Source organism: Agrilactobacillus composti DSM 18527 = JCM 14202, from assembly GCF_001436375.1.
GTDB lineage: Bacteria > Bacillota > Bacilli > Lactobacillales > Lactobacillaceae > Agrilactobacillus > Agrilactobacillus composti.
In genome coordinates this window covers 133,434-151,579 of the sequence record NZ_AZGA01000020.1, presented here as the reverse complement: position 1 = coordinate 151,579, position 18,146 = coordinate 133,434, and the positions used below count along the sequence as shown (strand labels likewise).

Below are 18,146 nucleotides of genomic sequence, written 5' to 3'. Positions count from 1 at the left end.
AAATCAATCCCCATCTTTCTGTGCCAATACTTTGCGACAATCTTTGATCCAAGTTAACTTGGTGTCACAAAGGGCAATGCTTAAAGCTAAATTGCGCATGCTCCAGTTTAAATACGGCTTGTTGGCCGTGGGTTCCTTGAGGGTATGCTGTAAATGACTGCGTACCCCCTCATAAATATTGCGGTCTTGTTGGGTCTGGCGCTCATAATCATCTAAAATCAAAGTTTGCTGGGCCACATCCACCCCGGGCATCCCCCGGAATTTGAACCGATACAAGGACTCCCGTTTGGCGTCATCCGCAATGGGCTGGGCCATTAGGTCTAAGAATCGATCCTTGCCAGCGGCGGTGATTTGAGCCACTTTTTTATTGCGGGAATCCGTATTGTCTGCTAAAAATTCAATGTAACCCTTGTCTTCTAATTTGGCTAACAGGGGGTACATCGAGCCATTTGAGATTTCTCGTCGGGGCACTAAGCTGCTTTCTAAAACTTTCCGCAGTTTATAGCCCGACATATTCCGGGACATCAAGGCCCCTAAAATTAATAATTCGTACATATCTGCCTCCATATGTCTAAGCGACTTATCTATCATAGGTCTGCTCGACCCATTATGCAAGCAAAAAATTTTCTGAAAACGTATTTTTTTAAAAATATCGCAAAAATGCCCCTAACTGCGGCCAATTGGTCACGGTTAGGGACAGCTATTTAAGAAATGAATCGTTATCTAAACCCGTTCATTCCATGAATAATTATTGAATTCGGTTCACACTGCTGGCCAGCGCCACGGCGTCAGTTTCATTTTGAATCGTCGTTCTAAATTCGGCGTTCATTAGCTTCCGAGCAATTTGGCTGAGCAACTTCAAGTGTTCCTTGCCCCCGTCTTTGGGGATGGTCAAGGCAAGGGCCACGGTCACCGGCTGATTGTCTAAGGCCGCCCATTCAATGGGGTGGCTGAACTTCACCAAAAACAAGCCGGGTTTTAAAATGCTGGCATCGTTGCTGTGGGGAATAGCAAAACCATCTTTAAAGCCCGTGGTGGCCCCAGCTTCCCGCTCTTTTAAGCCAGCAGCATAGGCTTTAGCATCACTGACGTAACCCAGACTGGCTGCTAAATCGGCAATGGCTTGGAAAGCTTCTGCTTGGGTGGTACTGGTTGTATCTAATAAAATATGGTCTTGATTAAAAATCGTCGCATCCATTGATAATCTTCCTTTCACCAATTAAACGGCTTCTTTGGCAGCGGCCATGACTTGCGGGCTCCGGGTCAACCCAATGATCAAAGCCGTGACGGCAATGCCGGCGCAGACACATAGTATCCAAGTGATCAGGGGGATGGGTTGTTGAATATAGCCGATAAAGGAACCCAGTGGCGACCCAATGCCCCCGTAGAATTTACAACCCGTCAAGGCTACCAAGCCCCCGGCCACGGCGGACCCGGAAACGTTGGCGATGATCATGCGGATGGGGTCAGCGGCCACAAATGGAATCGCCCCTTCTGTGACACCCACCAGACCCATCCCTAAGGCAGCGGTGGTGGCCACTTTTTCATCTTTAGAGAACTTATTCTTCCAAATAATGGAGGCCAGCCAAACCCCTAACGGTGCCACGGAAATGGCCGCTTGGGTGGCCGTTTGCGGCAAGAAGTTGGCATGAGTGGGGCCGTATTTAGCCATGGTGTCAGCAAAGACCGCCGTGCCAAAAATCAACGCGGTCTTATTAATAGGACCTCCCAAGTCAAAGCCCATCATGCCCCCTAAGACGATACCGATAATCACCGGGGCACTGGTGGAATTGGTGTTTAACCAAGTCAGCCAAGCGTATAACCCACTCATCAAGGTGGCAATGGGCTCCCCAATCAGGTAAAAGACGATCAAGGAGATAAATAGCGTGGCAATCACGGGGATGATCATGATCGGCACAATGGGTTGAATGATGTGGGGCCATTTGATTTTCTTCAACAATTTTACAAAGTAACCCACGATAAAGGCCACGATCAAAGCGGCGATAAAACCCCCACCGGCTTTGGTGTGCAAGGACGTGGGATCATTGGCCAGATAAGCCCCAATCATGGCCGGGGCAATGGCAGGTTTATCGGCAATGGAATTAGCCACAAAGCCGGCAAACAATGGGATCATCAACTTGAAGCCCACCTGCCCCACTTGGAACAAATTAGCCATCAAGCCCCCCATGGCGGTCTTATTATCAAACCCCCATTTGACGATACGGCCCATGTCATCTCTTTGAAAGGCATAAACATTGGCGATGGCTAAAATCAAGCCGGCGGCAATCACCATGGGAATCATATAAGAAATCCCACTCATAATATGGGTGAAGAAGTTCACCTTGCTGTGGTCATTGCCAATTTGAATATTCCCGACTTTAGAACCTTTTTCTCCAAAGACCTTGGCGTCTTTAAGGGCGGTGTCGATCAACCCGGCCCCATCGGCAATGGCGGCGTTAGAATCCGTCACATATAGGGGTTTCCCACTGAAACGGATGGGATTGATTTTAATATCGGCCGCCACTAACACTAAGTCCGCATTGGCAATATCTTCCGTAGTTAAAACATTTTCCGCCCCAATGGAGCCATTGGTTTCAACTTTGACGTCGTAGCCTTTTTCCTTAGCGGCCTGTTCAATGGCTTCCGCGGCCATATAGGTGTGGGCAATGCCGGCAGCACAGGCGGTTACTGCAACAATTTTTTTACTCATCATGATCTCCTATTCTTCGGAAATGGATTTAGCGCAACTTCAACGGTACGTCCAGCTTGGCATAAGTCTGACCAGCAGTTCCAATGGGCTGGGCCACAAGAGCCGTCGCATTGGCGGGCACATGGTCCACATAAGCCTTCGTGCTGTTCACCCGGCTAATGAATTGGCCCTCAGCCGTATAAAGGTCGTAGTACTTGATTTGATCGGTCATGTTCAAGGTCACAAAAGCTTCCCCAGTGGTGGGCAGATAGCGATCCACCGTCAAAGCCGTTGGGGCGGTGGTGCTTGGCGTAGCTGTTTGCACGCTGAAATCCCCTAAATTCAAGGTCGCATTCTTACTAGAAGTCACTGCTAAGGCAATTTTAGCAATGGCCCGACCGCTATATTGGGCCAGGTTCAAACTTGGTGCCTGCCATGTGTTCAAATCTTCAGCGGCCACGTTTAAGCTAACCGGTTTAGCGGGGTCGTCTTTAAAAGTCAATTGCACCTTTAAAGTCAGCGGGGCGTTATTTTTGAAATGCAGCGTTAACTTGGTGGCTTTGGTGACAGCTAAATCTGTTTTAAAGAGGTTGATGGTGCTTTGACCAGTGGTATTGACAATTTTCAAGGAATTCCCACCATCATAGGCATCGGTGTAGTCAAAATTAACTTGCGGCCCACCGGTTGTCCACCATTGCCAAGTTGGCAGTAGGTTCTGGATACCGATGTTGCTCCATTCCTGCTGACTAACCTGCTGGCCCCCTTGATAAAAGCCTAAGCCGTGGCCGGTATTAAAGTTGGTATAAAATGGCGTTTGACTAATGACGCTCTTTTCAGGAATAAAGTTGGCCACCCCATCCCAGTGGGCCGGATTATCGGCATCGTTGGGCACGCCCTTATCGGGATAAGGGGCACTGTTGACCTCAGTGAGCCGACCGGTTTTGGTGGGATCTTGGTTAGGCCCAGACCAGTATTGCCGGGCCCGCACGTCAATGGCCCCTTGGCTGTTATTGTCTAAGTTGTTGCCGGGGTAGCGAGAATAAGCAAAGTCAGTGCCAAACAAACCCCAAGAAGCATTGGTCGTGGTTTTATTGGGAAAAATTTGCCGGGGGTCATAAGGGGGATTAAAACCATATTTCTGGTTTTCCGTCCCGGCAAAAATCGCCTTGAGGGGATCCAGCCCTAATTTCTGCGCCGTGGCCACCCCATTATTCAACCGGGTGGTATTCCAAGCGTAGTTTAGGAAAAGACTATCGGCGGCACTGCCATTGTCGGCTTTCAGCCAATAGGCATTGCTAGTATTGAAGCCATTGCCGTAAGTGAGCTGGCCGTCTTGTTGCAAGGAATCATAGAATTGGATATACAAATCTGGCGCTTTTTGTTTCATATACACCAACATTTTTTGTAATTGGGCCGCATCCGTGCTGGAAATGGTGGCTTCTTGGTTGATAAAGTAGCCATCAAAGTTCATATAGCGGGCCATGGCGATCATTTTGTCCGCCACTGGGAAAGTCCCGTCAGCCCGTTGTTGGACCCAAGCTGAAAAGTTTTCCGGCCGGGGCCAAAACCAGCCCCCCAAACTCTTCACACCGTTTTGATGGGCCGCATCGGTATAGGCGGGATTGGGATAATTGATCACGCCATATTGCAAGGTGGCGGCATTGTTGCGAATATCATCGTAACTGTTGCCCCCAATTGGGGTGCCATTCCAGGAGCCATAAAAATCAATATATTGCCAGTATTCAAAAATGTGCCGGGAAAAAGCATCCACCGTCCGGGTAAAATCTGGAATCCCCGGGGTTTGGCCGTAACCGGGATCCCCATAATCCCCCGCCAAGGTCAATACTTGAGCGTTGGTCTGCAAGTCCGGTTGGGCTTGGGTGGCAGCAAATTTCGGATTGCGAGGTTGCAGGGACACGTCTGAGACGAAATATTTGGCGCTGGGGTCGGTTTCTGGAGACCAATTCAGCATTTGTTCGGCGTTAAAGCCGTGGAAATAGGGTTGATTGGCACCTTTGACATTATAGTTAGCCGCGGCGGCCACTGGGTGTGCAGCAGCCAGCGCCCCCGTTGTTCCTAAAGTTAAGGCGGCTAGGATCAAAAGCCATTTCTGCTTCATTTTCACGCTTATCACTCCCCGGCTTTGTCGTGTAATTGTTGGTATAAATCCACAAATTCGGCGGCTAAATCCCGAAAAGTGATGGCATTCATAATATGGTCCTGGCCATGGACCATGAGCAGATTCACCGCCACGTGCTGGCCTTGGGCTTCTTTGGTAAGCATATCGGTTTGAGCGTTATGGGCGGCACTTAAATAGTGGTCAGCGTCTTTTAAGTCCGCTTGGGCCTTGGCAAAATCCCCGGCCTTAGCGGCTTGAATGGCCATGACGGCGGCCCCTTTGGCATTGCCCCCGTTCATGATCAACTGCATGATGACTTCAAGTTGCGCGGTTTCAATATCCGTAGCCATGTTTTTTCCTCCTCGTAATGGACCTTACTGAGCGGTTTTAATGGTGTCCAGGGCATCGGCTAAGACCTTTTCCCCGTTCATCATGCCGTAATCTTGCATCTTGATGACTTTCACCGGAATGTTCGCTTTAGCTTGAAAATCCTTTAACAAAAAGGCAACTTGAGGGCCTAACATCAAAACATCCGGTTTTTCACTGGCTAGTTTTTCATCCGCATCTGAAGACGCTGTGGCAAAGATTTGGGTGGTGATACCTTGGGCACTAGCGGCGTCCTTCATTTTTTGAACTAATAGACTGGTGGACATCCCCGCTGCACAAACTAACATAATTTTAGATTCAGTCATTTTTTATCTTCCTTTCATGGAACATCGTCTGATTAAAGTGCACCACAGCGCCCATTAGATTGGCATCATTGTAATAATGACAGGGCACAATTTCGATGGGTACCGGGATCGACACAGCCCCTTGGGTCAAACCTACGAGGGACCGTTGAATATTTGGGATTAATTGGGGGTTTTCTGAAATACCCCCACCCAGGATAAAAAGTTCCGGATCAAAGCTGTATTCTAAGTTATAAATGGCCTCGGCCAAACTGCGATATAACACGGCTGCTTCTTTTTGGGCTAATAAATCCCCCTGATTGGCCAATTCTAGAATTTCTTGACCACTGAAGCGGGTTTTGGCCTTCAGATTATAGCGCCGGGCTAAGCTCACGGCGGTTCCCACTTGACTCAAAGGGCGATTATTCAAGACTCGCATTAAGCCGAATTCCCCCGCCAAGAGATGGGCGCCCCGTTGAATTTGGCGGTTGCTGACCACGGCCCCGCCCACGCCGGTGCCGATCACCAGCACGATGACGTTTTGATATTCCCGGGCCGCCCCGCTATCTAGCTCAGCTAAGGCGGCGCAATTGGCATCATTTTCTAAGGTCACCGGCAAGCCCAGTTGGCCGGTCAAGGCTTGTTGCAGGGGAAAGTTATGAATATAAGGCAAGGCGCTGATACCTGCCACCACCCCGGTCTTAAGATTCACAGCACCCGGTGTGCTCAGGGCCACGCCCACCGGGTCATAAATTTCAAATTCAGCGACAATTCGTTGTAAAATTTCATAGTATTTAGCCAATGTGCGGGGCGTTTTGACATAGCCTTTGTTCATTAAAGCCTTGGAATTACTTTGCCAACAGGCATATTTAATGGTGGTGCCCCCCACATCAATGGCGACAACATTTTCCACAGGATTCACCTACCTAAAAGCCATTGTCTGTAATCAACTGTTTGAACCATAAACCGCTTTGCTTCACCTGCCGTTGGTAGTGATGATCTAGATCCACACTGTAAAGCCCATAGCGATTATGGTACCCGTTGAGCCAAGACCAGCAGTCCACAAAGGTCCAAGTGTGATACCCGAAGCAATTGCTGCCAGCGGCAATGCCCTTGTGCAGATATTGCAGATGTTCTTTCATAAAATCGATGCGATATTGATCGTTGATATGGCCGCTGGCATCTTTGAACCGGGCTTCATTGGCCACGCCCATGCCGTTTTCACTGACAAACCAAGGAATATTACCGTATTGATCCCGCATCATGATAGCCACATCGTACAGGGCTTCTGGATAGATTTCCCAGCCCCGATAAGGGTTGATGCGCCGCGCTGGCCATTCGTAATCTTCATATAGTTCATTGGGCATTTTAGCTGGCGTTGCGGGCTTGGTAGGGGCCTGCACCCGCTTAGGCCGGTAATAATTGAGCCCGATGAAATCCACTGTATATGCCGCAATGGCCGCGCCGTCTCCTAATAAGGAAATTGGCGTCAACTGATTAACTTCCAATAGTTCTAACAAGTCATCCGGCACGTGGCCTAAGACCGCTGGATCCAAGAAACTGCGAATATTTAATAAATCGGCTGCGCGTTGGGCCCGTTGGTCTGAGGCCGATTCGGTTTTGGCGTACACTGGGGTCACGTCTAAGATGATGCCAATTTGACCCCCGGCAATGTTCGCTTGGCGAAAAGCCTGCACCGCAAAGGTATGGGCCAAAAGCATGTGGTAGCCCACTTGCACAGCCTTTCTAAAATTCACAACTGCGGGGTAATGAAAGCCATAAAGATAGCCGGCCTTCACTTGGACCAAGGGTTCATTAAAGGTCACCCAGCGCTTGACTAAATCACCAAATTGTTCAAAGGCCACCTGGGCATAATTGGCAAACTTACTGACGGCTTCGCGGCTTTCCCAGCCGCCCCGGGCCATGAGCCACCAGGGCATGTCAAAGTGGAATAAATTGATGATGGGTTCAATATGATGATCTAACAGCGCCTGAAAATACTGGCGGTAAAATGTGACGGCTTCTGGGTTCACATGCACCCCATCGGGCATGAGGCGGGTCCAGGCGATCGACGTGCGATAAGAGTTCAAACCTAACTTGGCCATATTGGCCACATCTTCTAGATACAGATCATAGACATCTGACGTATTTTCTGGCCCTTGCCGCTGATAAAACTTGTCCGGGGCGATCTCAAACCACTTATCCCAAATCGATGGCGATTTGCCATTGGTACTGCTGTGGCCTTCGGTTTGGGGAGCTGAGGCGGCGGCGCCCCATAGGAAATTTTTAGGAAATAACATAATTGCCATCCATTCTTTAGTTTTGAACTAACGTGCTTTTACAGGGTAAATACCGTAAGTTCTGATTTCACCTGGTTTAAATGGCACTAATTGAACTGCTGCGCTCCCATGGGCCACCAGTTGTTGGACTTCTCCCTTCAAGTTCACCAAGGCCAAACTAGCGGTATCTGGCAGTTGCAATACCCCAGCTTGGGCGGGGGCAGCCGTTGGGTTATAGAGCCGCAGTTCAAAGCCGGTGCCATCCCCGCTGCGGGTGAAACTGCTGAGAACCACTTGGCTGTCCACTAACGCAATAGGGATGGGATGTTCAACAACCTGGGCCAATTTGTTCATGGTAAAGTATTCAATCGGCGTGGTGAATTTGTTTAAGGTTTGTTTTTGGTAATAAAGGGGCGCGCTGGCCAATTCATGATGAGCGGCTTGCAACGCCACCGGGTCATAATGCGGGTCGACCACCAAACCCCCGGCAAAGGTCAAGGTTTGCTGTAACTGGCTATCTGGGGTGGCCACTAATTTGTTCACCAGCCCAGAAGCATCCCCCGGCCGCCGGGTGAGATTCGGCCGGCCCAAGTAGCCCACACTTCTAAAAAGCGTGATGGCTAACTGGCTATGGTCACCAATGACTTGAAAATCCTTGGTGCCTAACGTGATGAAACTCCAGCTGTTGGCGTCGGTGTGCACATTGGCAAAATGGATCATCGGCCGCATGCTGGTGGGTTCTTCGTGGTAGCCAATTTGTTGCCAATCTTGCAAATGGGCCTCGGTCACCGGCCGGGCAATGGTACCAAAGGGCGTATCCGCATAAGTTTCATCAACGTGCACATCGGTATTTAATACCAGGCGCAGGCGGTGATCCAAGACGGTGTTATCAATTTTGAATTGGAAGCCGATCACCTTAGAGCCCTTGTTTAAACTCAATACCAGCTTATAAGGGACTTTGGTGGCGGCAATTTCGTCCTGGCGGGCGGCCAAATCCTGGGGGAGGTTCCAAGTACCGGCTAAAGTCGCCGTACTTTCCAAGGCCCCAGCTTTGAAAGCCACCTGCTTGGCGCCACTGAGATCTAAGGCCAACACCCAATCTTTAAAGTCCGGGGCATAGTCGTAGGTGTCCCCGGCATCACTGCCATCTTCAAAGGTGAGGAAGTTGTTATGCCAAGTCTCAGTTGCTTTTTGGAACAAGTTCAGCTGGCCTTTTGCAAAGGTGAGCTGGTAAAATTCGTTTTCGATAACGGAGGTGTCTTTTAAAGCCGTGGCCGCCACGGCTGTAGTGGTGGTTGCTAGGCGATAGCCCTGCCAGTCCAGGGCGGGGACTTTTGGCCGGCAACTGATGGTGGTGACATAGTAATATTGATGATCTTGTTGACTAGGGTCCCGTTTTAACACGCTGGCATCCCGTTTTTCTTGGGCTAAGACGGTGAAGGGTAAGTCCTCCCCCGTGGTGCGCACCAGGCGGAAATTCGGGGTCGGCGTGGAGACTGCCAGACGCCGGGTAAAGTGTTGGGCCGTGGGCCAAGGATTCCAGAACAGCACATCGCCTACCCCCTCAGTTCCTAAAGAAATACTTAATTTCCGCAGCAGGTAATCCCGCAAGGACCGGCCTAGTTCTAAGGCTACTTGAGCCCGGTTAGCAATGTCCCGATTGGTCTCATCACTGTTACAGCCCCCGGAACTGTCATGGGCTTGGCCCCGGGCAATGGTCTTCCAAATGGTATCGATTAAGCCTTGCTTGCTGGCCACTCCTTGGTCCATGGCCATGGCCATCAGGGGTTCCACTTGATGAATCATTAAGCGTTCCAATTCATCATAGACTTGTTTTAAATCATACCGGGATGAATAAATGCCCCGGTGAATCTTAGAGACACTGGGATCGATGAACTCCCCTTGATACGTTGGTAAATCTTGGGTCTGAGCTAAGGCTTGGAAAAATTGCGGATAGGTGCTTTCTTTCACCTGATAGTCCCCGTCACTGGCGGCATTAGCCAGTTGAATCCGGGTTTTAAGATTAAAGTCCACCGCTCGCTGATCCCCACCAATGGGCAATGCCAAGTCATTGGCGGTGGTGTCGGTGGCAATGCGGGTCATGAGGGTCTTGAAATCGGCGTTTTCCACTAAATCTACCCCGGCATAATAACCGTTTTTGATATTGGCCACTAAAACTTTGTGGTCATCATCACTGGTCCAGTAGAAGTAACGGGCGTTCTTTTCTAAAGGGGTACCCCGCCAAAAGACGGCATCGTAAATGTCAAAACCGTTATAGATCTTGGGCATGTCCTGGCTTTGGCCAAAGGAATCGGGCAAATACCCCACGGCCATGGCACCGCCCAGGTCGGCCCCCAATTGGGTCCCTAGGCGCAAATTGCGGACCATGGCTTCCCCGCTGGTGACCATTTCATCAACCTGGGTATACCAAGGGCCGATAAATAGCCGTTTAGCTTGGACATATTTTTTGAATTCCCTGGTTTTTTCTGGAAAATTGCTTAAATAATCATCCACAATGGATAACTGCCCGTCTAATAGGTAGTAATCTAACTGATGACTGGCTAAGGCGCTAAAGACTTCATCCATATGAAAGGCAAATTGGACTTGGGCTTCTTGGCGGGTAAAGTACCATTCAAAATCCCAATGGGTATGGGCAATGGCATGGATATTTTTCAACTTGATGGCCTACTTTCTTTGCGAAAATTATGCTTCTGCGAGACTTGCCCGTTCGCTGCGTTGGTTCATGATGACAAATGGGGCGTAAATCAAAACATCTAAGATGACTAAAACTGCGGTCAAGACCACCGGCCCGGTATGAAAGGCCCCCAGGATCCAAGTACTCAAGAAGATGGGTTCATTCCCGGAGTTTAGGACCACTAATGGGACGACCCAGCCAGCGGCAGTGACGGTATAAGCGATGATGGCGTTTAAAACGGGCGCCAGCACCCAAGGGATAAACATCAAGGGATTTAACACGATGGGTAAGCCGAAGATGACGGGTTCATTGATGCCAAACATGCCAGGAATCAGGGCTAGCTTGGCGACTTCTCGCTCTTTTTCCCCTTTGTGGGTGAACAACAACATGGCTAAAATCAAGCCGAAGGTAGCGCCCGACCCGCCAATCATGGCGTACACGTTGGTCATGGTGTTAGGGGCAATGGCGATACCGGCAAAACTATGGGTTTTGGCAAATTCGGCCACGTTTTGTAAGAACAGCGGCAACCAGAAAGCTGAAACCACGCCCCAAACGATATTGAAACCGTGCAGACCCACAAACCAGATGATTTGTTCCAATAAAATGACAATGATGATGGCTGGCAAGCCGGTGCCCACGGTGAGCAGGGGTTTGATCAAGACCACAGAGATCATTTGGATCAAGGACACAAAACCTAGAGATTGAATCAAGATCCGAATCAACCCAAAGCCAATCAATAAAATGGAAATGGGGATCAAAGAGAAGAAGGAATCGAAGACGTTTTGTGGGACGTTGCCGGGCATTTTGATGGTGAATTTGCTGCGGGTCAACCGGGCAAATAAGGTGACGGCTAGCATGCCCACGATCAAGGCCGTGAACATCCCCTCATAACTGAAGAATGAGGTGGCAAAGCCTTCCACGATTTTTTTCCCGGGGTCCATAAAGTTGATGTTGTTGGGCACCATGACGAAGTAAGCGGCTAGCGCAGTCAAGGTGGCAATGATGGGATTGAGATTTTTGTTGTGGTCCTTTTTCTTCAGCTCCACCGCATAAGAATAAGCCGAGGATAAAACCACGATGATGGCCACGATGCCTAAGGTGGCGGTACCAATGTAACCAAACAGATTGCTGATGTTGCTCAGCCATTCCCAGTGCAGACCCTTTGATTTGATCAAGGCGTCAAGTTGCATTTTGATCAGGTTGGAAAACGAGCCCACTACCGTGAAGGGGATGGTCCGTACGAAGGCGTTTTTAATGGCCTGGAGGATATCGTTGTCGTTGACCCAAGCTGAGACTTTGAATAATGGTTCTTGAATTTTTTCAAAATTGAAGTGCATCTGTTTTCATCTCCTAATTCGATTACCAAGTTGTCATTCAGGAGATGGCAAGCGTCCGGGGGCCCACCATCGTTGTCGGCAATTCCTAAGCGGTGCGCTTACCGTTTAAGAAACATAAATGAGTGCTAAATATTAATCGCTTTCAAAAGCAATTTTATTTTACCTTATTGATAAAAATATGTAAATACATATTTTGAAATTATTTTAAAAAAGACTATACAATTTTAAAAATGTGTAGTTTAATATGGTTAAGGGCTGGCTTTTTTAGGCTGTTTTCGGGAGCCAAATTGCCGAATATGGCGTAGCCAAATCTAGGAAATTGCCCGCCTGTCTGCCATGGAAAGCTTGCTGCACCAAGTCTCTAGCCGGCATATACCAATTAATTTTAAAATAGATACAAAAAACCTATATAAATTTTTATTTGTATAGGTTAATATGATTACAATGATTTTTATTTTTTTAGGGGGATGAGTATCATCTATAAATATCAAAATATTTATAAACAATTGAAACAAGACATCGATCAGGGCCGCTACACCGCCGATTTTCCCCTGCCACCGCAGGAACAATTGGCTGACAAATATGACACCAGTCGCATGACCATTAAAAAAGCCCTGGCGCTGTTGAGCAATGACGGGCTCATTTACAGTAACCAGGGATCTGGGACTTTTATTCGGAAGAGTTTTGACGCCTCTAATAAGGAATTGCTACCCTTAGCTGCACCTAAGGGCGCCACCAATTCCCATGCCGGCAACCAAATCAAAAGCAAGACCCTGCAGTTCAGCGCCCGCCTGCCCTATGAAAATGAGCAGGAAAGTCTGGGCATCACCGCCAATGAACCCGTCTATGAGATTCAGCGGGTCCGTTATGTGGACAATCGGGTCTATAGTTTTGAACAAACCGTCATGCCCACCAGCATTGCCGTGATTGACCAAAAAGTGCTGGAGGGGTCGATTTATGATTACCTGCAAGACAATGCCGGCATTACCTTAAAGGGGGCCCGGCGGACGGTGTATGCCTCCCATGCGGATAAAACCGTGGCGGCGGCCTTGAAGATCCAGACTGGGGATGCCACCTTGGTCATTGAACAGACTGCCTTTTCCCAAACCGGCCAACCCTTTGAACACTCCTTATCTTACTTCTTACCTGACAGCAGCAAGTTTTACATCGACATCAATATTAATTAGATAACCATGAGCACCGGTTGTAGCTGACGCGAATGACTTGATTTAACGCCACCTATAATAGGAACTAAATTAATTTTTTCACATCTCAAAATATTTTCGTGTAAACCCTTTCAATACATGTTACACTATTGATATTAAAAATATTAAAGGGGTAAAAGAGATGAACAAGAAAAAGTTACATTTAGTCTTATTATTAGGTGGTATTTTCATGTTGGGATTGGGGCTGTTTAAATCCCCAACACCAGTGCAGGCTGCGGACAAAGTCAGTATTCACTACTCAGCAGCAGCCAGCTTAAAGGATGTTTTAACGGATATTGCCAAGGATTATCAAGCTAAAAATCCAGATGTTACTATTGAATTAGACTTTGCCGGTTCTGGCCAAATTAAACAAAAAGTCTTATCCGGCGCACCCATCGATGGCGTGTTAACTGCCAGCAAAGAAGATATGACGGCTTTGACTAAACCTAAAAAAGCTACGGATGATTTCGCTTTGTTAAGCAATGACTTGGTGTTGGTCCAAAACAAGAAAGACAAAGCTTTGAAAGGTAGCTTGACCAAGCAACTAACTAAAGCTAAGAAGATCGCCCTGGGAGAACCTAAACTGGTTCCCGCCGGCCGTTATGCCACAGATACCATGAATTATTTGAAGTTAACTAAGAAATTAAAATCTAAATTTGTTTATGCCAATGATGTTCGTCAAACCTTGGCTTATGTATCTAGTGGTAATGCCCAGGTTGGCTTTGTGTACCGAACAGATGCTAAAATCAGTAAAGATGTAAAAATTATCAAATCTATCCCGGGTAAGTATCATACCCCAATCCGTTATTACGTGGCGGCAACAGCCACCGATCAAACTAAAAAAGATGCCGTCAATGCCTTCAATAAATATCTAAAGACCAAGCCAGCTACCACTAAGCTTAAGGCTGCCGGCTTTGGCATTGTAAAATAAGCGTCGCCTTAAGCAGTTTTGGAAGTGACAATTATGCCAATCTTGCATTCCCTGGTGATCGCCTTAGTGGCCACCACCCTCACTTTTATCGTGACATTGCCAATTGTTTATTTATTAATTCAGCATCCCATTAAAATCAATTGGATAATCGAAAGTTTATTACTTTTGCCATTAGTCCTCCCACCAACCGTCGTCGGCTTATTCTTATTACAGGTCTTCGGCAAATACGGCTTCATGGGTAAACTGCTGGCCTTATTTAACAACTATTCCTTGATTTTCACCTTAACCGGGGCCACGGTGGCCACCATTATCGTGGTGCTGCCGATCATGTACCAATCTATTAAGGCGGCTATTTTAGGGGTGGACCGCCATTTGGTGGAAGCCGCTGAAGTTATCGGGGCCACCCAATTTGAAGTCTTGCGTTACGTCATCTTGCCCAACGCCTATAACGGCATTATCATCGGGCTATTATTGACGTTTTGTCGAGGCTTAGGGGAATTCGGGGCCTCCTTGATGGTGGCTGGCTATATTCAAGGCAAGACCGACACCATTGCCACAGCCATTTACTTTGCCATTCAGGCCGGGGATAACCACACCGCGATTTACTTGAGCGTGGTGGATATCCTCATCGGGGTCATCGCCTTGTTATTCATTCAGTTCTTAAACCATCAAAACAAACGGGGGTCAGCGAATGCTTAACATTCAAATTACCAAAAAGCTGAACACGCATACCTTAACCTTTGCCGGCCAATTCAAGCAGCAATTCACCGGCATCATGGGCTCTTCCGGGGGTGGTAAAACCACTCTGTTGCGCTTGATTGCTGGCCTCACTGCCCCAGACAGCGGCACCATTGCCTTTGATAAAACGACTTGGTATGATGCCAACGGGCGGATCAACTTGCCCCCAGGTCAGCGGCCGGTGGGGTTCATGTTCCAGGACTTGGCCCTTTTCCCCAATTTGACGGCTAACAAGAATATCAACTTTTACCAGCGCTTGCGGCTTTATCATCAAAAAGAGCCCATTACCCCAGAAAAAAAGCAACAGTTACTGGAAACTTTGGAAATCACGCCCTTTTTGAACGAATCCGTCCAGCGCCTATCCGGCGGTCAGCGTCAGCGAGTGGCCTTGTGCCGGGCTTTGGTGCAGCAGCCTCGCTTATTGTTATTGGACGAACCCTTCACCGGCTTAGACGATCGCCTACGGTTAAAGACCATCGCCCTCACCCAAAAGGCCTTGGCCCAAACCAAAACCCAAGTGATTATCGTCTCCCATCGCCGGGATGAAGTCACGGCCTTTACGGATGATATTTACGAATTGGCTTGACCTTTCGTACAAATGACTAGCCAAATTTGACCAATGTCTATCAAACAAGCCCCACATTTCAGATTTCACGAAATGTGGGGCTTGTTTTTTCTTGGCTATTCAACTTTAATCCCCATGATGCAGACGATATTGATGGGGTGTCTGCCCATAGCGAGCTTTAAAGCGTTGGATGAAATAAGGGGTATTGGGTAGCCCCACTTTTGCCCCGATACTGGCAACTGAGGCGTTTGACCGCAGCAACTCAGCTTCAGCCCGGGTCAGGCGCAGTTGGGTCAATTTTTGTTGGGGTGTTAGCCCAGTCAGGTCTTGATAGACATGACGCAAGTAGGATTCTGAGCCATGGACTTTGGCTGCTAATTCCGTCAAGGTGAGTTTGTTTGGATAATCCTGGGCTAAAACATGATCGATTTCCTGGACCCATAGTTCATTGGCCACTAACTGATTCAAAGGCCGGCACCGTTTACAGGGCCGATACCCCGCGACCAGGGCGTCTTTGGGGTCCGTAAAAATTGTGATGTGCTCGGGTTTGGGCAATCTAGAGGGACAGGAGGGGCGGCAAAAAATGCCGGTGGTTTTAACGGCATACCAAAATTGATTATCAAACGTGGCATCATTATGTTGGATGGCCTGCCACTGTCTGGCGTTTAATGTCATCTGCACTGTCCTCCTTTTTTGTAAAGGCCAACCTAAGTTAACGGGTCTCCAACTTTAACAACGCGATTTTTTTAGCCAGCCCCCCAGCATAACCGGTCAACGCGCCATCGCTGCCCACAACCCGGTGGCAAGGAATAATAATAGAAATGGGATTGTGGCCCACGGCACCCCCAACGGCCCGGGCCAGATTCTTGGGGTGGCTATCCATTGTTTGTAAGGCATCTGAAATATCTTTGTAAGTGATTTTAGTCCCATAAGGCACCGTTCTTAACACTTGTAGCACCTGTTTTCTAAAGGCCGTGACTTCGGGTTTCAAGGGCAGCTTGCTGGCGTCAGGGTTGTGGCCGGCGAAGTATTGGTCTAACCAAGCCAGGGCTTGTTGGATGGGTGCCGGGCGCCCGGTTTGGCTCTGGGCAAGATCATAGTGGGCGCCAAAATGCTTTTGGCCATCGAACCATAGACCGTACAAATACTGAGCATCCCCCAACAAAGTGATTGTCCCTAGGGGCGACGTATATTTTTCAGAGTATAACATGGTTAAAGCCGCCTTTCATTATTTTACTGGTTTGTTGAATCTGGCTAAATTATACCAGTAATCTGGGCGGATAAATATCAGTATCTGGCTTTTTACTTTGAAGGTCAAAAATAAGCCATACCCACAGTGCAGGCATGGCTTGCTGAGAACATATCATATCTTTATTGGGCGTTGTTTTCCCGGCGATAGGCTACCAAACCATGGGTGATAGCTTTGGTGCTGGGATAAATTTGTTGGTAAAGGGCATGCAACTTTTGATATTTCGCCACGTTTTCAGGTTTGGGCAAGAAAACATCTTTAAAATGAACGAATACTTTGGTACATTCAGACACGGTTTCAAACCAGCCTAAGCCCACGGCGGCTAACATGGCCGCCCCTAAACCTGGCCCTTGTTCATTTGCCAATGACACCACTTTGGTGTTAAAAATATCCGCTTGAATTTGCTGCCACAACGCACTCTTAGCACCACCGCCAATGGATACCACGGTTTCAAATTGACTACCCTGGGCGACATATTGAGCCAGCAGATCTTGGAAAGAAAAGATGATGCCCTCTAAAACCGCCCGAACGAAATCGTGACGTTGGTGAATACCATCGATGCCAATAAAACTGCCGCGAATGTCCGCATCCGCATAAGGGGCCCGTTCCCCCACAATATACGGGGCAAATAACAGCCCATTGGCGCCAACGGTGGACTTGCCGGCACTTTTTACCACGGCGGTGAAATCTTCATCCGCCGCAAAGGTCTGCTTGAACCAGTTTAACGAAAAGCCTGCCGCTAAGGTCACTCCCATGGAATAAAAGGCGTCAGGGATCGCGTGGTCTTCAAACTGCAAGACCCCCTGGTAGTTGGTGTTTTTGGCAGGTTCATATTTTAAAATCACCCCAGATGTGCCAATGCTGGATAACACTTTGGTGGGGCTATCGATCCCCGCCCCCACAGCACCGCAGGCATTATCGGCGCCCCCGGCAAAGGTCCGGGTGGTGGTGGCCAGGCCGGAATATGCCGCATACCAAGCACTGATGGAGCCGGTATCGTCAATGGAGCGAACCAGTGGGGGACACAGGCTTTTAGGGATATCAAAGGCGTCCAGGATTTCTTGGCTCCATTGTTGCTGCTGCACGTCTAACATCACCGTCCCGGTGGCATCGGAATAATCCATGGCCAGCTTGCCGGTCATGCGAAAACGCAGGTAATCCTTAGGTAGCAACATGGTTTTGGCCTGGGCAAAAATGTCCGGCTGATTTTCCTTGACCCATAGTAATTTGGGCAGGGTAAAACCTTCCAGGGGTTGATTATGGGTAATTTCGATAAAGCGTTGGCCCATTTTGGCCATGATAGCTGCCCGTTGCTTGGTGGAACGGGTGTCATTCCAAAGCATGGCCGGCCGCAGGACTTGATTAGCTGCATCTAAGAGCACCAAGCCATGCATTTGGCCGGAATAGCTGATGCCCTTGATGTCAGCCGGTTTGAGTTTATCAGTTAAAATCAAGCGCACAATGGCGATGGTGGTGGCGCTGACCCAGTCTTCAGGGTCTTGTTCCGCATAACCAGGTTGGGGTTGGCGCAATGGAAAATCAGCGCTTTCTTGGGCGATGATTGCCCCAGTTTTAGTCACTGCGGAAACTTTCACTGAACTAGTGCCCAGGTCCACCCCTAATACGCATGCCGTCATAATAGTTTTCCTCTTTTCTAAAAAAAGGAATGGC

The 18,146-nt window shown here is 48.5% G+C and carries 17 protein-coding genes; 4 read left to right on the top strand and 13 right to left on the bottom strand.

The genetic code is table 11. The features are described 5' to 3' along the window. Nucleotides 1–3: 3 nt before the first annotated feature. The 10 genes from FC83_RS06090 to FC83_RS06045 all read right to left on the bottom strand — a co-directional run bounded on the left by FC83_RS06090 (nucleotide 4) and on the right by FC83_RS06045 (nucleotide 11,787). Nucleotides 4–555 (bottom strand): PadR family transcriptional regulator, encoded by a 552-nt coding sequence (locus tag FC83_RS06090; protein WP_035451258.1) that lies wholly within the window; start codon nucleotides 553–555, stop codon nucleotides 4–6. A 193-nt stretch (nucleotides 556–748) separates the two neighbouring features. Beyond that, a complete protein-coding gene (locus FC83_RS06085) occupies nucleotides 749–1,198 on the bottom strand; it encodes a PTS sugar transporter subunit IIA (RefSeq protein WP_035451255.1) in 450 nt (149 codons plus the stop codon). A 21-nt stretch (nucleotides 1,199–1,219) separates the two neighbouring features. Then, nucleotides 1,220–2,710 carry a PTS fructose transporter subunit IIC gene (locus tag FC83_RS06080; RefSeq protein ID WP_057002527.1) on the bottom strand — a complete coding sequence of 497 codons (1,491 nt, stop codon included), beginning with the start codon at nucleotides 2,708–2,710 and terminating at the stop codon, nucleotides 1,220–1,222. A gap of 28 nt (nucleotides 2,711–2,738) precedes the next feature. Then, the gene (locus tag FC83_RS06075) at nucleotides 2,739–4,808 is read right to left on the bottom strand and encodes an endo-beta-N-acetylglucosaminidase (protein ID WP_236700812.1); all 2,070 of its coding nucleotides are present in this window, start codon (nucleotides 4,806–4,808) and stop codon (nucleotides 2,739–2,741) included. 11 nt (nucleotides 4,809–4,819) lie between these two features. Then, on the bottom strand, nucleotides 4,820–5,158 hold the full coding sequence (locus FC83_RS06070; RefSeq protein WP_152537682.1) for a PTS sugar transporter subunit IIA: 339 nt from the start codon (nucleotides 5,156–5,158) through the stop codon (nucleotides 4,820–4,822). A gap of 24 nt (nucleotides 5,159–5,182) precedes the next feature. Next, entirely contained in the window at nucleotides 5,183–5,500 is a 318-nt protein-coding gene (locus FC83_RS06065; RefSeq protein ID WP_035451248.1) for a PTS sugar transporter subunit IIB, read from the bottom strand. After that, nucleotides 5,493–6,389, bottom strand: a complete 897-nt coding sequence (locus FC83_RS06060) for an ROK family protein (protein ID WP_035451246.1) — start codon at nucleotides 6,387–6,389, stop codon at nucleotides 5,493–5,495. The genes FC83_RS06065 and FC83_RS06060 overlap by 8 nt, the downstream gene beginning before the upstream one ends. A gap of 13 nt (nucleotides 6,390–6,402) precedes the next feature. Next, complete coding sequence (locus tag FC83_RS06055) at nucleotides 6,403–7,776, bottom strand: glycoside hydrolase family 1 protein (protein ID WP_082622569.1); 1,374 nt, start codon at nucleotides 7,774–7,776, stop codon at nucleotides 6,403–6,405. A gap of 27 nt (nucleotides 7,777–7,803) precedes the next feature. Beyond that, nucleotides 7,804–10,431 (bottom strand): glycoside hydrolase family 38 N-terminal domain-containing protein, encoded by a 2,628-nt coding sequence (locus FC83_RS06050; protein WP_057002524.1) that lies wholly within the window; start codon nucleotides 10,429–10,431, stop codon nucleotides 7,804–7,806. A 27-nt stretch (nucleotides 10,432–10,458) separates the two neighbouring features. Further along, nucleotides 10,459–11,787, bottom strand: a complete 1,329-nt coding sequence (locus tag FC83_RS06045; RefSeq protein WP_057002523.1) for a PTS sugar transporter subunit IIC — start codon at nucleotides 11,785–11,787, stop codon at nucleotides 10,459–10,461. A gap of 476 nt (nucleotides 11,788–12,263) precedes the next feature. On the opposite strand from FC83_RS06045, the gene FC83_RS06040 reads away from it, so the two are divergent. The 4 genes from FC83_RS06040 (at nucleotide 12,264) to FC83_RS06025 (ending at nucleotide 15,247) form a co-directional block, all read left to right on the top strand. Beyond that, nucleotides 12,264–12,974, top strand: coding sequence for a GntR family transcriptional regulator (locus tag FC83_RS06040; protein WP_035451332.1), 711 nt, complete (start codon nucleotides 12,264–12,266; stop codon nucleotides 12,972–12,974). A gap of 160 nt (nucleotides 12,975–13,134) precedes the next feature. Then, nucleotides 13,135–13,923, top strand: a complete 789-nt coding sequence (gene modA, locus FC83_RS06035; RefSeq protein ID WP_035451245.1) for a molybdate ABC transporter substrate-binding protein — start codon at nucleotides 13,135–13,137, stop codon at nucleotides 13,921–13,923. 33 nt (nucleotides 13,924–13,956) lie between these two features. After that, on the top strand, nucleotides 13,957–14,622 hold the full coding sequence (gene modB, locus FC83_RS06030; protein WP_035451244.1) for a molybdate ABC transporter permease subunit: 666 nt from the start codon (nucleotides 13,957–13,959) through the stop codon (nucleotides 14,620–14,622). Further along, nucleotides 14,615–15,247, top strand: a complete 633-nt coding sequence (locus FC83_RS06025; protein ID WP_035451242.1) for an ATP-binding cassette domain-containing protein — start codon at nucleotides 14,615–14,617, stop codon at nucleotides 15,245–15,247. The genes modB and FC83_RS06025 overlap by 8 nt, the downstream gene beginning before the upstream one ends. 105 nt (nucleotides 15,248–15,352) lie before the next feature. On the opposite strand, the gene FC83_RS06020 is transcribed toward FC83_RS06025, so the two are convergent. From FC83_RS06020 to xylB, 3 genes are all read right to left on the bottom strand, one after another. Then, entirely contained in the window at nucleotides 15,353–15,901 is a 549-nt protein-coding gene (locus FC83_RS06020) for a bifunctional transcriptional activator/DNA repair enzyme AdaA (RefSeq protein ID WP_035451239.1), read from the bottom strand. A gap of 37 nt (nucleotides 15,902–15,938) precedes the next feature. Next, complete coding sequence (locus tag FC83_RS06015) at nucleotides 15,939–16,436, bottom strand: methylated-DNA--[protein]-cysteine S-methyltransferase (RefSeq protein ID WP_035451236.1); 498 nt, start codon at nucleotides 16,434–16,436, stop codon at nucleotides 15,939–15,941. 161 nt (nucleotides 16,437–16,597) lie between these two features. Further along, nucleotides 16,598–18,112, bottom strand: coding sequence for a xylulokinase (gene xylB / locus FC83_RS06010; RefSeq protein WP_035451233.1), 1,515 nt, complete (start codon nucleotides 18,110–18,112; stop codon nucleotides 16,598–16,600). Nucleotides 18,113–18,146: the final 34 nt, after the last annotated feature.

What these genes read in the sequence shown, in the direction of transcription:
- FC83_RS06090 (WP_035451258.1), bottom strand. Translation starts at nt 555, where the DNA reads ATGTACGAATTATTAATTTTAGGGGCCTTGATGTCCCGGAATATGTCG.
- FC83_RS06020 (WP_035451239.1), bottom strand. Translation starts at nt 15,901, where the DNA reads ATGACATTAAACGCCAGACAGTGGCAGGCCATCCAACATAATGATGCC.
- FC83_RS06015 (WP_035451236.1), bottom strand. Translation starts at nt 16,436, where the DNA reads ATGTTATACTCTGAAAAATATACGTCGCCCCTAGGGACAATCACTTTG.
- FC83_RS06070 (WP_152537682.1), bottom strand. Translation starts at nt 5,158, where the DNA reads ATGGCTACGGATATTGAAACCGCGCAACTTGAAGTCATCATGCAGTTG.
- modA (WP_035451245.1), top strand. Translation starts at nt 13,135, where the DNA reads ATGAACAAGAAAAAGTTACATTTAGTCTTATTATTAGGTGGTATTTTC.
- FC83_RS06045 (WP_057002523.1), bottom strand. Translation starts at nt 11,787, where the DNA reads ATGCACTTCAATTTTGAAAAAATTCAAGAACCATTATTCAAAGTCTCA.
- FC83_RS06075 (WP_236700812.1), bottom strand. Translation starts at nt 4,808, where the DNA reads ATGAAGCAGAAATGGCTTTTGATCCTAGCCGCCTTAACTTTAGGAACA.
- FC83_RS06085 (WP_035451255.1), bottom strand. Translation starts at nt 1,198, where the DNA reads ATGGATGCGACGATTTTTAATCAAGACCATATTTTATTAGATACAACC.
- modB (WP_035451244.1), top strand. Translation starts at nt 13,957, where the DNA reads ATGCCAATCTTGCATTCCCTGGTGATCGCCTTAGTGGCCACCACCCTC.
- FC83_RS06080 (WP_057002527.1), bottom strand. Translation starts at nt 2,710, where the DNA reads ATGAGTAAAAAAATTGTTGCAGTAACCGCCTGTGCTGCCGGCATTGCC.
- FC83_RS06065 (WP_035451248.1), bottom strand. Translation starts at nt 5,500, where the DNA reads ATGACTGAATCTAAAATTATGTTAGTTTGTGCAGCGGGGATGTCCACC.
- FC83_RS06055 (WP_082622569.1), bottom strand. Translation starts at nt 7,776, where the DNA reads ATGTTATTTCCTAAAAATTTCCTATGGGGCGCCGCCGCCTCAGCTCCC.
- FC83_RS06025 (WP_035451242.1), top strand. Translation starts at nt 14,615, where the DNA reads ATGCTTAACATTCAAATTACCAAAAAGCTGAACACGCATACCTTAACC.
- xylB (WP_035451233.1), bottom strand. Translation starts at nt 18,112, where the DNA reads ATGACGGCATGCGTATTAGGGGTGGACCTGGGCACTAGTTCAGTGAAA.